The 13,885-nt window shown below is 38.9% G+C and carries 14 protein-coding genes; 5 read left to right on the top strand and 9 right to left on the bottom strand.

Annotated elements, in window-relative coordinates; all coding sequences use genetic code 11:
• Positions 1 to 7 precede the first annotated feature (7 nt).
• A complete protein-coding gene (locus E4F24_RS07245; RefSeq protein WP_140938016.1) occupies positions 8 to 1,087 on the top strand; it encodes a DUF6695 family protein in 1,080 nt (359 codons plus the stop codon).
• On the opposite strand, the gene ung is transcribed toward E4F24_RS07245, so the two are convergent.
• Positions 1,084 to 1,758, bottom strand: coding sequence for a uracil-DNA glycosylase (gene ung / locus E4F24_RS07250; RefSeq protein ID WP_140938017.1), 675 nt, complete (start codon positions 1,756 to 1,758; stop codon positions 1,084 to 1,086). The genes E4F24_RS07245 and ung overlap by 4 nt on opposite strands.
• Positions 1,759 to 1,955: 197 nt before the next feature.
• Here ung and E4F24_RS07255 point away from each other — a divergent pair, with 197 nt between their 5' ends.
• Entirely contained in the window at positions 1,956 to 2,498 is a 543-nt protein-coding gene (locus E4F24_RS07255) for a DUF2892 domain-containing protein (protein WP_140938018.1), read from the top strand.
• Between the two features lie 20 nt (positions 2,499 to 2,518).
• Here the strand turns inward: E4F24_RS07255 and E4F24_RS07260 are convergent, their stop codons facing one another.
• Entirely contained in the window at positions 2,519 to 2,992 is a 474-nt protein-coding gene (locus tag E4F24_RS07260) for a hypothetical protein (protein WP_140938019.1), read from the bottom strand.
• A 7-nt stretch (positions 2,993 to 2,999) separates the two neighbouring features.
• Positions 3,000 to 3,473, bottom strand: a complete 474-nt coding sequence (locus E4F24_RS07265) for a DUF4293 domain-containing protein (protein WP_140938020.1) — start codon at positions 3,471 to 3,473, stop codon at positions 3,000 to 3,002.
• Positions 3,474 to 3,725: 252 nt separating this feature from the next.
• Between E4F24_RS07265 and truA the strand changes: the two genes are divergently transcribed.
• A complete protein-coding gene (truA, locus tag E4F24_RS07270; RefSeq protein WP_235891170.1) occupies positions 3,726 to 4,496 on the top strand; it encodes a tRNA pseudouridine(38-40) synthase TruA in 771 nt (256 codons plus the stop codon).
• A 68-nt stretch (positions 4,497 to 4,564) separates the two neighbouring features.
• A complete protein-coding gene (locus tag E4F24_RS07275; protein ID WP_394344456.1) occupies positions 4,565 to 6,262 on the top strand; it encodes an ABC transporter ATP-binding protein in 1,698 nt (565 codons plus the stop codon).
• A gap of 133 nt (positions 6,263 to 6,395) precedes the next feature.
• Here the strand turns inward: E4F24_RS07275 and E4F24_RS07280 are convergent, their stop codons facing one another.
• Positions 6,396 to 6,713: a hypothetical protein gene (locus E4F24_RS07280; protein WP_140938023.1), complete on the bottom strand. Its 318-nt coding sequence runs from the start codon at positions 6,711 to 6,713 to the stop codon at positions 6,396 to 6,398.
• A gap of 126 nt (positions 6,714 to 6,839) precedes the next feature.
• Positions 6,840 to 8,954 carry a M3 family metallopeptidase gene (locus E4F24_RS07285; RefSeq protein ID WP_140938024.1) on the bottom strand — a complete coding sequence of 705 codons (2,115 nt, stop codon included), beginning with the start codon at positions 8,952 to 8,954 and terminating at the stop codon, positions 6,840 to 6,842.
• 151 nt (positions 8,955 to 9,105) lie between these two features.
• On the opposite strand from E4F24_RS07285, the gene E4F24_RS07290 reads away from it, so the two are divergent.
• Positions 9,106 to 10,206 (top strand): DUF4407 domain-containing protein, encoded by a 1,101-nt coding sequence (locus E4F24_RS07290; protein WP_140938025.1) that lies wholly within the window; start codon positions 9,106 to 9,108, stop codon positions 10,204 to 10,206.
• Positions 10,207 to 10,391: 185 nt separating this feature from the next.
• On the opposite strand, the gene E4F24_RS07295 is transcribed toward E4F24_RS07290, so the two are convergent.
• The 4 genes from E4F24_RS07295 to E4F24_RS07310 all read right to left on the bottom strand — a co-directional run bounded on the left by E4F24_RS07295 (position 10,392) and on the right by E4F24_RS07310 (position 13,862).
• Positions 10,392 to 10,706, bottom strand: a complete 315-nt coding sequence (locus tag E4F24_RS07295) for a helicase-related protein (RefSeq protein WP_181182402.1) — start codon at positions 10,704 to 10,706, stop codon at positions 10,392 to 10,394.
• A 252-nt stretch (positions 10,707 to 10,958) separates the two neighbouring features.
• Positions 10,959 to 11,948: a mannose-1-phosphate guanylyltransferase gene (locus E4F24_RS07300; RefSeq protein ID WP_140938026.1), complete on the bottom strand. Its 990-nt coding sequence runs from the start codon at positions 11,946 to 11,948 to the stop codon at positions 10,959 to 10,961.
• Between the two features lie 21 nt (positions 11,949 to 11,969).
• Positions 11,970 to 12,488 (bottom strand): exonuclease domain-containing protein, encoded by a 519-nt coding sequence (locus E4F24_RS07305; protein WP_140938027.1) that lies wholly within the window; start codon positions 12,486 to 12,488, stop codon positions 11,970 to 11,972.
• 93 nt (positions 12,489 to 12,581) lie between these two features.
• Entirely contained in the window at positions 12,582 to 13,862 is a 1,281-nt protein-coding gene (locus E4F24_RS07310; RefSeq protein WP_140938028.1) for a replication-associated recombination protein A, read from the bottom strand.
• Positions 13,863 to 13,885 lie beyond the last annotated feature (23 nt).

Consider the following 13,885-nt stretch of genomic DNA (forward strand, 5'->3'; position numbering starts at 1 on the left):
CCCTCCTATGCTAAAAAAAAACTCATCCTTTAACGATTTCGCAATTATCCTTACCTGGCCGGATGCCACTATAAGGGGAGACGAAAAATGGATGATGTTTTTTAAGAAAGTCGGGATTGTCAAAAATTTAAATTTTAAAGTCGGCCATACCGGCATAGTGATCATAAATCACAAAAACGGTGAAATGTTGTTTTACGATTTTGGGCGCTACATCACTCCAAGAGGATATGGAAGAGCACGATCCAAATTTTCTGATCCGCGGTTGGAAATAAAAATCAAGGCAACGGTTCAACACAATGAGATCATAAATCTATCTGAAATTATTAATCATTTTGAAGAGCTTAAACCGGCAATGTATGGCGAAGGAAGAGTTTATTTTTCTGTAGTAGAAAACGTTGATTTCCACTTAGCGAAAAAATATGGTGACACCTGCGTTGAACAAGGAACTTACCCTTACGGTGCTGTAGCTAAGGACAACAACAACTGTTCTCGTTTCATCACCCGAATGCTTCTGAAAGCTTCTTCGAAGTATCATTTTTGGCATGGAATTAACATTCCGGAAACCATAAAAGCCAGCCCGATAAGCAATGTAGTGAATACAGCTAAAGATGGCATGATACATTCTTTTGCTCCTAAAGAAGGGCTAAAAAGTTTTAAAATGAACCGCTGGCAATCGTTCTGGTTTTTAGTCAAGCAATTACGTGATAATGTATACCGCAACAAGGCAAACCTTCTGCCTAATGATCAAATAATTGGAGCGGTAGATTTCAGATCAAAACCGATTGTGATCCCCAAAGATGCTATGTATCTGGGCGGTGTCGGGGACGGCGCATGGTATTCCATAAAGCCTATCGATAAAAACAAGCTCACGATTAAGCGCTACACCTCATTAGGTGAGCTGGAATATATTGTGATTGGCAAAAAAGAGGAAGCTATTGATTTCAGCAAACCCTGGAAAGTTGCTTATGACAGTCATTTGCTATTCACTCATATTGAACAGGGAGGAATCAAATATAAAATCCATCATGTAGAACGGGTTCTTATTACGGATCAGATGTATAAAGACGCGACAGAATTATATGCCTAACCAATCTGCCAATTTATCGGCTCCTTTCCCTGTTTAATAAGGTATGTATTCGCTTTCGAAAAATGCTTACAGCCTGCGAAACCGCGATAGACAGACAAGGGTGATGGATGTGCAGATTTTAGAATAAGATGTTTTGATGAATCAATGAATACACTTTTCTTTTGAGCGTACGAACCCCAAAGCAAAAAGATGACCCCTTCCCGCTCTTCGGCAATTTTCTTAATTATTGAATCCGTAAACTCCTCCCAACCCATTTTTTGATGAGAAGCTGCTTGGTGCCCCCGGACGGTCAGGGTTGCATTCAACAATAGAACACCCTGCTGAGCCCAACTGGTTAAATCCCCCGCAGTGGGATAACGAAACCCCGGAATATCAGAAACCAATTCCGTAAAAATATTCTTAAGTGATGGAGGAAAAGGAATTCCGACAGGTACAGAAAACGACAAACCGTGGGCCTGTCCATCGTTGTGATAAGGATCCTGTCCTAATATCACTACTTTGACATCCTGAAACCCGGTAAGTTTGAACGCGTTAAAAACAAGCTCTTCAGGAGGAAAAACTTTATATTGCCTACGCTCTTGCTGAACAAAGTGAGATAATCTTTTCACATATTCTTGCGCAAATAAAGGCTTCAATATTGGGCTCCAACTTTCGTGATATTTCGTATTCATATTCTCAAACTTAGATAAATTTGCATTTACATACAATTATAATTACAAAGAACAAAAATGCAAATTTATCGGTCTCTCCTCTGCTCCTAATAATTTATTTATAGAGGAAAAATACAATTTTACATATTTATCACCCAAACATGTTGGATAACTTCGTAATTTAGTGGATATTTGTATCTAAATTTAGAAAAAGAGAGATGTCAAATTTAGTACGCATAATAATTAGTAGTCTTTTGTTGGTTGGAACCATTGCTTTGTTTTGGTTTGGTCATTGGGGATGGGGTATTTTAGGGATACTAGTTACTATCCTGGCTTGGGTAACTGTTTTTTTTAATGAAAACATGCTTATTGCACAATGGTATTTTCGGAAACAAAATATCGCTAGTGCAGAGAAGTGGTTGAATAATATTAAAGATTATGAAAAGCAGCTCATTTCTGCTCAACAGGGCTATTATCATTTGCTATTAGGTCTTATCGAGTCTCAGCGGGCACCTATGCAATCCGAGAAATTCTTCAAAAAAGCGTTGACTTTGGGGTTACACATGGATCATAACATTGCATTGGCAAAATTGAGTTTAGCGGGTGTAATGATGGCCAAACGGAACAAAAGGGAAGCTGAAAAATTATTACAGGAGGCTAAAAAGGCAGATAAAAACAAATTGCTGGCCGATCAGATCAAGATGATGAAGGAACAGATGGCAATGATGGACAAACAACAGGTCAGGAGGTATTCAAGATAAAATTAAGGCTAACGGAATGGTTAGCCTTTTTTATTGTATATCAAATCTACTGTCTTTTCTAAATATTTACCTTCTTCCTTACTATCCTCAAATACCAGCTTCAGATGTGTGGGTTTCCCCCGATCCTGAGCCCAATTTGCAACCTTAATTTGAAAAGGTACAGGAACATCCTCTTCCATAAAATAATGAAGATAATTTTGACGATGTGCCAATAAGACAAGTACTTTCCCCATCTTGATGCTATCGTATAAATGGTAGTTACCTGTCGAATCGCCGATTTGTGTCGCATAGGTGTTCAACTTAAGCTCCCGCGGATTCCGCTTATACGATATCAGAAACAGCTCAACGGTAGCAGTATCCCCTTTTACTGAAAGTGTAACATCTTTTACATCTACCTGAATTTCATCGACTAGTATCGCAGTCGTGTCTATTTCCTGTGCGAACGTAAAATGGGTGAATAATATAAAAAACAATCCGAAAAGTATCTTGTTCATCTCCTTACTACCTTAAACGATCCGCCGATTTGATAATTTTTTCATCCTTACGAATGCCGCCAACTGCCATTCCCAAAAGTATAACCGCTATCGGCAGCAAGAAAAATCCAATACCAATATTATGAGCTCCAATGGATTGTGAAGTCGGATAAAGCGTATTATTCGCCGTCACGATAAGCCAAACGCCAAATAAAACGATCAACAACATTTCTATTAAAACCAACAATACCTGACGTTTTCTATTTTTAAACTGGAAAATAATATAAAGAGGAAACAGCCCTAAAAATATCGTTACAATCATCTGTAGTATATTCGACTGTTGTTTTATAGACTCCCCATTTACAGCGCTATAGGCCCCCGTTACATATAATTTTTTTCCTAAACCTACTAAATCGTTGTAATTTAAATAGGGGAATAAAAATAGACTAAAAATGACAATGCTAGCTAATAGTAACCATATTGTTTGAATGCGTTGTATCATAAAATATCGTTTTTTTTAATTGACAACAAACTTAGATAACTTGTCGTTTAAATGCAAGTTATCGGCCTCTCATCTGCTGTTAATAACATACTTTGTACATGGAATATAGTATAAACACGAAAAAGACGATTTAGTTTATCATCACTTCAACCTCGATATTCTAAATCATACGCTCATCGTCATTTTTCGTGTTTTAGAACTTTTAGGTTTACGGCCATTTTAGTGCATTACTAATTTATGTACCTTTGCCCAGTGAAAGGTACAAAACGCTTTTTTTTAGAAATTGCTTACGACGGTACAGCATATCATGGCTGGCAAATACAGCCTAATGCCGTATCAGTACAGGAAAAACTAAACCTTGCTTTACAGACTTTATTACGTACCGAAGTGGAAACTCTTGGTGCGGGACGGACCGACACCGGCGTACATGCGAAGCAACTCTATGTCCACTTTGACAGTGATAACATATTACTTATAAATAGTCCCGACCGATTCGTGCATTCACTGAATGCCCTACTCCCGTTCGATATTTCCGTAATACGCCTTTTGGAGGTAGAGGCATCATCACATGCTCGCTTCGATGCAACCGAACGGTCGTATGAATATCATATTCATTTTACAAAAGATCCTTTTTTAGTCAATAAATCATGGCAGTTCCGAGACCGATTGGATGTACCACGCATGAATGAGGCGGCTAAGCTGTTATTGGGAAAAAAGGATTTTGGCTGTTTTAGCAAATCGAACACGCAGGTATTCACAAATATCTGTACGATAACAGAAGCCAAATGGGTAGAGGTAGCGGAAAAATTAGTTTTCCATATTACAGCAGACCGATTTTTGCGCAATATGGTACGTGCTATTGTCGGAACATTGCTAGAAGTCGGTGCCAAAGGGAAACCCATATCTTATATCGACGAGGTACTCGCCAGTCAAGACCGTTCAAAAGCCGGCACCTCAGTTCCAGCACATGGATTGTACCTTACTAAGGTAAAATATCCTTATATTGACCCAATTAAAGAATAACATTGAAAGGAAAAAAGATAGTAGGAAAAACGTACGACGGCAGATTGATAAGTCGGTTAACGAAATACATGCAGCCGTATCGCAGTATATTTTGGGTATCCGTTATATTGACCATATTATTGGCTGCGGTTGCCCCGGCTCTTCCTCTCCTGATAGAACATACGTTGGATCGTTATATTTTGTCGGCCAACTATACCGGTTTGACCACGATGCTGATCGTCATGATGCTTTTGCTCATCGCACAGACCGTTATACGTTATTTTCATACATTAATGACCAATACGTTAGGCCAATCGGTCATTCGTGACATTCGGATTCAGGTATTTAATCACATTACCAACCTCCGATTAAAATATTTTGACAATACACCTATAGGGAGATTGATTACGCGTACAATTTCCGATCTAGAAACTATATCCAATATTTTTTCCGAAGGGTTAATCCAGATTATAGGCGACTTGCTACAATTGGTTGTCATTCTGGGCGTCATGTTTTATACCGACTGGTGTCTTACTTTAATTGTACTGATCCCTATGCCACTGATGATCGCGGCAACGTACGTCTTCAAGGAAGCTATGAAATCGGCTTTTCAATCTGTAAGGCTTTGGGTCTCGAACCTCAACACATTTCTGCAAGAACATATTTCGGGAATGGGTATCATTCAATATTTTGCGAGAGAAGAGCAAGAGATCCGAAAATTCAAGGCCATCAACAAGGAGCATCGAAATGCGCATATTCGTGCCAATTGGTACTTTTCGATATTTTTCCCGGTTTTAGAGATTATCATAGCAATCGCAACAGGTCTATTGGTATGGTACGGATCGAAACAAATCTTGGGCGATGTTATATCGCCAGGAGTCGTAGTTGCCTTTCTGATGTACATCAATATGATTTTTAGACCCATCCGTGAGCTTATTGATAAGTTTAATACACTTCAAATGGGAATGGTCTCTGCAGAGCGGATATTTGAAGTATTAGACACCGATGAATCTACTCCCAATGAAGGAACGTACAAATCCGAACAGATCCGTGGTGAGATTGAATTTAAAAATGTGTGGTTTGCGTACAACGATGAAACATGGATATTAAAAGATGTAAACTTTAAAGTACGCGCCGGAGAGACCTTAGCACTTGTCGGTGCCACGGGAGCAGGCAAATCCTCAACCATAAATATTTTAAGCCGTTCTTATGAAATTCAAAAAGGGGAAATCCTTTTGGATGGTGTAGATATCCGCAGATACGATTTAAACTTTTTGCGCAAAACTATTGCTACGGTACTGCAAGATGTATTTCTATTCTCGGATACGGTGTTGAATAATATTACATTACGTGACCCTGCCATTCAAAAAACAGATGTTATAGATGCGGCAAAAAAAGTTGGAGCACATGATTTTATTATGCGCCTTCCAAATGATTTCAACTATGAAGTGCAAGAGCGCGGAGCGACGCTTTCTGCCGGACAAGCCCAACTGGTATCCTTCATCCGTGCGCTAGTGCATGATCCGAAAATATTAATTCTCGATGAAGCGACCTCTTCTATTGATACGGAGACCGAACAACTCATTCAGTCTGCGATTGATAATTTAATGGAAGGAAGAACGGCAATTGTTATCGCCCATCGGTTATCTACCATTCAAAAAGCAGATAAAATTATCGTACTCGATAAAGGAGAAATTAAGGAAATGGGATCGCATCAGGAACTTCTTACCCTAGACGGGCACTACAAAAAACTGTATGACCTACAGTTCAATTCGATTGGTATTTAAACAAAAAAACAATCCCTCGCAGGGAAATCCATTGAGGGAATTGTCATTGAGAAGAGATACAACAAACTAGAAAATAGTGCCTAACCGGCTCGTCGCATTGGGAAAACGCACAAGCAGCTAGGACTTAATATTGTTAATTTATCAATTGATAAATTTCACGCATATAATAGGCCTCATTTAGTGATCCTGTGAAATCAGCCCATTCGTCTTCTGTGAACGTAAATAAAATTTCATATACCGGGGTAGTGAGCAGTAACCTAGAGTCTCCATCTGGAAATCTGACAAATTCTTCCGACCCTATTTTACTTCTTATCTCACCTAAGAAACTAGTATACTGATTGGCATTAAAAGTCAGCAGGAAAGAATTCTGCCATATATAATGACTTTGACATTGACTACAATAACTTATTGTTGTATTTCCTTTAGCACTTAATATAATGGACTGACACATACTTTAATCTTATTTAGATCAAATATAAATAAGATTACTTAATATCCAAATTTTTATTAAACAAAAAAGCGCCTGACCATCCTTTTTAAAGATGGTCAGGCGCTTTCCATTTTTCGAACAATGCTTTTAGTTCAATCCTCTTTTCTTCATCAAGTGAATCGGGTCTGGGTCTGCCCCACGGAACGTGCGGTACATCTCTGCAGGATTACCTGTTCCCCCTCTTTCCAAAATACTTTTACGGAACGAGGCTGCAGTGCCTTGATCGTATAACCCTTTTTCCTTGAACGCTGCAAATGCATCAGAATCCAGTACTTCAGACCAAATATAACTATAGTAGCCTGCAGAGTATCCCCCTGAGAAAATGTGCTGAAAATAAGAACTTCTATAACGTGGAATAATTGCATCTATTAAGCCAATTTTTGCCATTGCATCTTTTTCAAAAGCATTTACTTCCGTAGTGATCGGGCTGGTAGTAGCGTGATAGTTCATATCCAACAGGGAAGCAGACAAATACTCTACTGTTGCGAATCCTTGATCAAACGTACCAGCTTTGTCCATTTTCGCGATCAATGAATCTGGGATGGCTTCACCTGTTTGATAATGCTTTGCATACGTTTTTAGTACTTCCGCATCAGCAGCCCAATTTTCCATGATTTGTGAAGGCAATTCTACAAAGTCACGCGGCACCGATGTTCCAGAAAGCGACTTATATTTAACATTGGACAATAAACCATGTAACGCATGGCCAAATTCGTGAAATAACGTACTTGCCTCATCAAATGTTAATAGTGCCGGTTGGTCTCCCACTGGTTTTGTAAAATTACACACTATAGAAATTACGGGTGCTACACGCTGTCCTTCTTCTTTATACTGCTTGCGATAAGAAGTCATCCAAGCACCTCCCCGTTTTGATTCGCGTGGAAAAAAATCCGCAAATAGAAGCCCAAGGTGTGATCCGTCTTTATCTTTTACTTCGTAGACTTCGACCTCCGGATGATAGACCGGTACATTGTTCAATGCAACGAACGATAAGCCCCATAACTTGCTGGCAGTTGCAAATGCGCCTTCGCGTACTGCTGAAAGGCTAAAATACGGCTTGATTTCGGCTTCATTCAATGCAAAACGCTTAACCCTGATTTTTTCAGCATAATACCTCCAATCGTAAGGAGCAACCTTGAACGTATCTTTGGTGGCGTAGATTTCCTTTTGAATATCTTCAGCTTCGATCTTGGCCTTCGTCAACGCAGGAGTCCACAATTTGTTTAGTAACTCATATACATTTTTTGGATCTGATGCCATTGATTCTTCCAATACGTAAGCCGCATGCGATGGATATCCTAGTAATTTTGCTTTTTCCAACCGCAGGTTCGCAATTTCAACCAATGCTTTTTTATTATCATTCGCATTTCCATTGTTACCACGCAACTGGTAGGCTTCCCAGATTTGTTTACGTAAATTACGGTTATCCGCATACTGCAAAAACGGCATAACGGAAGGATTAGAGAGCGTGAACACCCATTTCCCTTCTTTGCCCTTTGCTTTGGCAACATCTGCTGCTGCCGAGATTAATCCCTCAGGTAAACCCGCTAAATCTTCCTTTTTATCCACGACCAACTCATATTCGTTGGTTTCGGCCAATAAGTTTTGACCAAATTGAATCGTCAAAACCGAAAGCTTAGCGTTGATCTTTTTTAACTTTTCCTTATCTGTGTCTGATAAATTTGCCCCCGAACGGACAAAACGCTTATACGTCTCTTCCAACAATTTAATATCTTCGGCATCCACACCTAAGCTTTCCCTTTTACTATAAACTTCTTTTACACGTGCAAAAAGCTTCGGATTAAGATTGATTTCATCACTATGTGCAGCAAACACAGGTGCCAAATCTTTAGCAATAGCTTGAATGGTATCATTTGTGTTAGCTTGGTTTAGGTTTGAAAAAACAGTAGAAACCTTGTTAAGTAGCGACCCTGCATTTTCCAACGCCAAAATGGTATTGGCAAAACCTGCTTCCTCTTCGTTACTAACGATTTCTTCTATTTCCAAATTATGCTGCTGTAAAGCTTCCTCAAAAGCGGGTCTAAAATGCTCATCTTTAATCTGGTCAAACGCTGGAACATTAAAAGGTGTCTCATTATCAATCAATAAAGGATTGTCTGATTGCTTTTGCTTTTCTTCATTGTTACAACCAACAAATATTGAAGCGATTACCATAAAAGGCAAGAAACTTTTTTTATTCATTTCGGATTTATTATTTGTTTGCACTACTAAAATTTATTGCAAAGGTAAGGATTATTTGAGCAATCCTTTTGCATCAACATATTTTTAAAATTTATCGTGGTATTATTGTTACTTTTATGCGCAAAAAGCGTCAAATAGTAATTTTTTTAAAATGAGCTCAATAAAACAATTCTTTTGGTGGTGCGCCGGTGTCCACGAAAAAACACTAGTACATTTTCCTGAAGAAGGAAGCAAATATGTAAGCATAGGTGCTACAATTTTTTTTACGGGTCTTTTCGCAAGTATTGCCGGCGGATACGCCTTGTATTTTGTGTTCAGCGGAAGTCCCAATGCACTATTTTATGCTCTCTTATTTGGTTTGATTTGGGGATTAGCCATTTTCAATCTTGACAGATACATCGTATTGAGCATCGACAAAACAAAGTCTAGCGGCAAACAATTTTTACAGGCTCTACCACGTATTATATTGGCCATAATTATCGGATTAGTGATCTCACGGCCACTTGAACTAAAGATTTTTGAAAAAGAAATCAAAGAGCATCTCCGGGTGGAATACCTCAAACAACAGCGCGCCACTATTGATACATTGAATAGCACATTTGAAAATAAATATCTGGTAGAATATAGCCAGCTTGCCGCTTTAAAAAAACAGGCCGATTCGTTAGAAAGTACTATTAAAACTTCACGGCAACAGCTAAATCACGAAATCTTCGGAACGAAGACAGAAGAAACATCCGGTGTATTGGGCTATGGACCTTATGCAAAGATGAAGGAAGAAAATTTAAAAAAACAAGAAATTTATTTGGACACCTTACGTTCGCGCATCCAAACTAAGGAGTCTCAATTATTGGATAGAAAAACACATGAAGGTCTGATGGATCAAAAGATATTGTCGGACAATGGATTGGATAGCGTAATAAATATTGCTGGATTTGCTGACCGAAACGCTGCTTTGAGCAATCTTCATAAAAATCCGGATGGCACGATAAATAAATCCACTGAATATGCCGTCATTTTCATTACTCTTCTTTTTATATTTTTTGAATGTCTACCTGTGTTTGTAAAGCTAATGAGCGGGCGGGATACATATGATAACGCAATATTAAGTCAAAAAATCATTAATAATTACGAATCAGACACGAATATTGATGCAGAAAAGCAAGCCTTGGATAAACTGAAAGGGCATCGTACTGACGTAGCAATACAACGGCGTATGGATAGGTTGAATAAGGATTATGAGGCCTCGAAATGAAACAAAAAGAAAGATCCTGAAGCGGGGAGCGACAAGATCTTTCAAACCAATTATTAACCTATTACAAATAACATAAGTTTGCCGCAATTTGTTACAATGACCGTGTTATTTTAACATTTTTTTAACATCAAGTGTCGCCATCAACACATTGCCTCAACAATTCAAGCGAATCATTTTTAGATAAATTACTCAACCTCAACGTGTCTGCTTTTGCCAGATCTTGAGCGAGCTTGCTTTTCCGTTGTTGAAGATATCCAACTTTTTCTTCGATCGTGTCGGGACAAATCAGCCGTACAACAATTACATTCTTTGTCCATCCGATAACTGCGGTCGACAACCTGATTCTCAATAGCAGGATTCCACCAAGGGTCTATCAGATAAACATAATCTGCCTCTGTGAAATTAAGTCCTGTACCTACAGATTGAAGATGCTTCAATAAGTGAACATAAGAGAGTGAATGTATATCGGTGTCGTGCGACGATTCGTGCAATTTAATCATCTAGTAAGTACTAGAGCTGCTTATTTTTCTTTTAAAGCCACGATTCTGTGACACGGGCTAAAAAACCGTTAAAAAACGTTAAATACATGTTTGCTATAACGTTTTATTTTGATTATATAAAAAAAGTGCCCTACATTTGTATCATCATAATTTAGGTTTATAATTGGTTAGTAAAGGTTTTCATTCTCCCCGTTTGAAAACCTTTCTTTTTTCTGAAAACATTTATTTTATCACTTTATTACCTTCTAGACTTTACAGTAACGGCGAATTATGGTGTTCCAATTCTTCATACAAGTGTTTTACATCTTGTGACGAACGTTTATGCACAACTAATATGGCATCTTCGGTATAGACAAGAATGGTATTCTCTACACCTAAGAACGAAACGTATTTTTCGGTACCAATGACCATATTTCCACTACCATCGACTTGATGCCCTTTTACTTTGAGGTAATCGTACAACGAGTCGTAAGACCCCATATCAGACCAAATAAAGTTAGAAGGAATGACCTTTATACGTTCACTACGCTCCATTACAGCATAATCAATACTTTTTGATGGTATCTTAGCCGAAAGATCAGCTGAAAATACACCATCCTGTGCGGACTCATATACTTCTTTAGATGCCCGGAAAACTTTAGGTTCAAAACGGAATAATTCTTCGAGGTAAATGGATGCCTTAAAGCAAAATATCCCGGAATTCCATAAGAAGTTTCCTTTTTTCAAAAATTCCTTTGCTGTATCTTCATTGGGTTTTTCCCGGAATGAACGCACGTCATTCCCTTGGTATTCGATGTAACCGTATCCGGTCTCCGGACGTGTAGGCTGAATACCGAAGGTCACTAAAAACCCTTCTTCAGCATATTTTATCCCTTCACGCATAATATTTTCATATTCTTCCTGATTTTCGATCAAATGATCCGACGGTGTAACGATTAGGATATCATCCGGATCGCATGCCATTGCGGCAAAAGCAATCGCGGCAGCGGTGTTGCGAGGTGCTGCCTCGACTATTGTTTGACTGTTGGCTGTGGTAAGGAATTCCCTAGCTAGGTCAACATTTTTGATTCCTCCTACCATGACAGTCTTATCTGTGACTGCCTGATTTCGGGCTACTGTCAGTTCAAACAGGGACCGTCCTTCAAACAAGGGAATATATTGCTTGGGCTTTGACTTACGAGACAAAGGCCATAGACGCGATCCCACACCTCCAGACAATATTACATTAACAACAGATGCCATATATTTTATTTTCGTAGATATCTAAATAATTAAAGAATCAGCCGCTCTATCCTGATGTAGATATAACAGCGCGCTTGCACGTGCATCGGATAACGCATCATGATGGTCTAATGGAATGCCCATCACTTGGCAACACATGCTTAATTTTGTTTTTAAGAACCCTTTTGATCTATAAATATTGCTGGTGCAATCCCATTTTTCCGGTAGATCTAAGGATTTGTAATTCAAGCCATAAAATTTCATCGTTCGCTGTAGTACCGATCGGTCAAAAAGTTCATTATGCGCAACCATCTTTTGGCCCAATAACAAAGGTTCTAACTGCGGAAATAATTCTATGAAGGTCAATGCATTCGAAGTGTCCTTTGCTTTAATACCATGAACGCGAGTAGTTTGCCACATGTATTTGTTCTGTGGGGGACGTACTAAACTGTAAAATTCATTTATGATCTTTCCCCCTACTACATTTACGATCCCCACTGAACATACACTCACATAATCGGAAGTCGCTAATTCAAAATCTATCGCGGTAAATGTTTCCATACTGAACAAAGTTAACAATTTGAGATTGAATATCTGTAAAGTCGTAAAGTTGTTTATTCGTGAAGCCAATCCTACGGCTTTACATCTTCACACTTAATATCCGTACTTATTCCCCCATTTTTCTTTTAACGACTGCCGAAGCTTCTCTTCTGCACTGTTTTTCCCGGGATCATACAGTTTTGTATTGCTTATAGTCTCAGGCATATACTCTTGATTAACAAAATTACCGGTAAAACCGTGGGCATATTTATATTCGACACCATATTTTAACTCCTTCATCAATTTGGTTGGAGCATTCCGAAGGTGTAAAGGCACAGACAGGTCGCCGGTCTGCTTCACCAATGCCTGTGCTTTATTGATTGCTTCATAGGCAGCATTGCTCTTCATCGAACTCGCCAGATAGGAAACTGTTTGCGCAAGAACAATCCGAGACTCTGGCCAACCTATCACATTGACCGCCTGAAAACAGCTATTGGCCAACAGTAGCGCATTGGGATTGGCATTGCCAATATCTTCTGAAGCCAAAATCAATAGCCGCCGCGCAATAAAAGAGGGATCTTCACCACCCTCTATCATACGTGCCAACCAATATACAGCTGCATTTGGATCGGAACCACGAATGGATTTGATAAATGCCGAAATGATATCGTAATGCTGTTCGCCTGTTTTATCATAGCGTGCCATATTTTGTTGCACTTGTTGCAATACAAAATCATTTGTAATAGTCTTATTGTATGGAACCGCTGCATTCACGACGAGCTCAAATACGTTTAACAAACGTCGGGCATCACCTCCTGAGATACGAATCAACGCATCAAATTCTTGAATCTCTATAATATCATTTTTCAAAAATTCATCTTCCTTAATGGCTTTCTGAATCAACGAAATCAGATCCTCCTCACTTAAATTTTCCAATACATAAACCTGACAGCGAGACAATAATGCTGAAATCACTTCAAAAGAAGGGTTCTCTGTTGTAGCACCAATCAGCGTGACTAACCCTTTTTCTACGGCTCCCAATAGCGAATCTTGCTGGGATTTTGAAAACCGATGTATCTCATCGATAAAAAGGATAGGCTGCTCCTGATTAAAGTTCATCAACTGCTCGGCCTTATCGATGACTTCTCTTACATCCTTCACCCCAGATTTAATGGCACTCAAGCTGAAAAAAGGTCGTTCTAATTCTTTGGCAATCAAAAAAGCCAGGCTTGTTTTCCCAACTCCTGGAGGGCCCCAGAGTATCATGGAAGGAATATTTTGTTGTATTATTGCGTTACGGAGAACAGCATTTTCACCTACAATATGCTGCTGACCTACATAATCATTTAGATTCTTAGGCCGTAATCGCTCTGCTAACGGAATTCGTGTCACCATATGTACAAACTTAAGCGATTTTT

Origin of the sequence: Sphingobacterium lumbrici (genome assembly GCF_006476045.1) — a bacterium.
Taxonomy (GTDB): domain Bacteria; phylum Bacteroidota; class Bacteroidia; order Sphingobacteriales; family Sphingobacteriaceae; genus Sphingobacterium; species Sphingobacterium lumbrici.

What these genes read in the sequence shown, in the direction of transcription:
- E4F24_RS07300 (WP_140938026.1), bottom strand. Translation starts at nt 11,948, where the DNA reads ATGGCATCTGTTGTTAATGTAATATTGTCTGGAGGTGTGGGATCGCGT.
- E4F24_RS07305 (WP_140938027.1), bottom strand. Translation starts at nt 12,488, where the DNA reads ATGGAAACATTTACCGCGATAGATTTTGAATTAGCGACTTCCGATTAT.
- E4F24_RS07255 (WP_140938018.1), top strand. Translation starts at nt 1,956, where the DNA reads ATGTCAAATTTAGTACGCATAATAATTAGTAGTCTTTTGTTGGTTGGA.
- E4F24_RS07310 (WP_140938028.1), bottom strand. Translation starts at nt 13,862, where the DNA reads ATGGTGACACGAATTCCGTTAGCAGAGCGATTACGGCCTAAGAATCTA.
- E4F24_RS07295 (WP_181182402.1), bottom strand. Translation starts at nt 10,706, where the DNA reads ATGATTAAATTGCACGAATCGTCGCACGACACCGATATACATTCACTC.
- E4F24_RS07265 (WP_140938020.1), bottom strand. Translation starts at nt 3,473, where the DNA reads ATGATACAACGCATTCAAACAATATGGTTACTATTAGCTAGCATTGTC.
- ung (WP_140938017.1), bottom strand. Translation starts at nt 1,758, where the DNA reads ATGAATACGAAATATCACGAAAGTTGGAGCCCAATATTGAAGCCTTTA.
- E4F24_RS07280 (WP_140938023.1), bottom strand. Translation starts at nt 6,713, where the DNA reads ATGTGTCAGTCCATTATATTAAGTGCTAAAGGAAATACAACAATAAGT.
- E4F24_RS07245 (WP_140938016.1), top strand. Translation starts at nt 8, where the DNA reads ATGCTAAAAAAAAACTCATCCTTTAACGATTTCGCAATTATCCTTACC.
- E4F24_RS07290 (WP_140938025.1), top strand. Translation starts at nt 9,106, where the DNA reads ATGAGCTCAATAAAACAATTCTTTTGGTGGTGCGCCGGTGTCCACGAA.
- E4F24_RS07260 (WP_140938019.1), bottom strand. Translation starts at nt 2,992, where the DNA reads ATGAACAAGATACTTTTCGGATTGTTTTTTATATTATTCACCCATTTT.
- E4F24_RS07275 (WP_394344456.1), top strand. Translation starts at nt 4,565, where the DNA reads ATGCAGCCGTATCGCAGTATATTTTGGGTATCCGTTATATTGACCATA.
- E4F24_RS07285 (WP_140938024.1), bottom strand. Translation starts at nt 8,954, where the DNA reads ATGAATAAAAAAAGTTTCTTGCCTTTTATGGTAATCGCTTCAATATTT.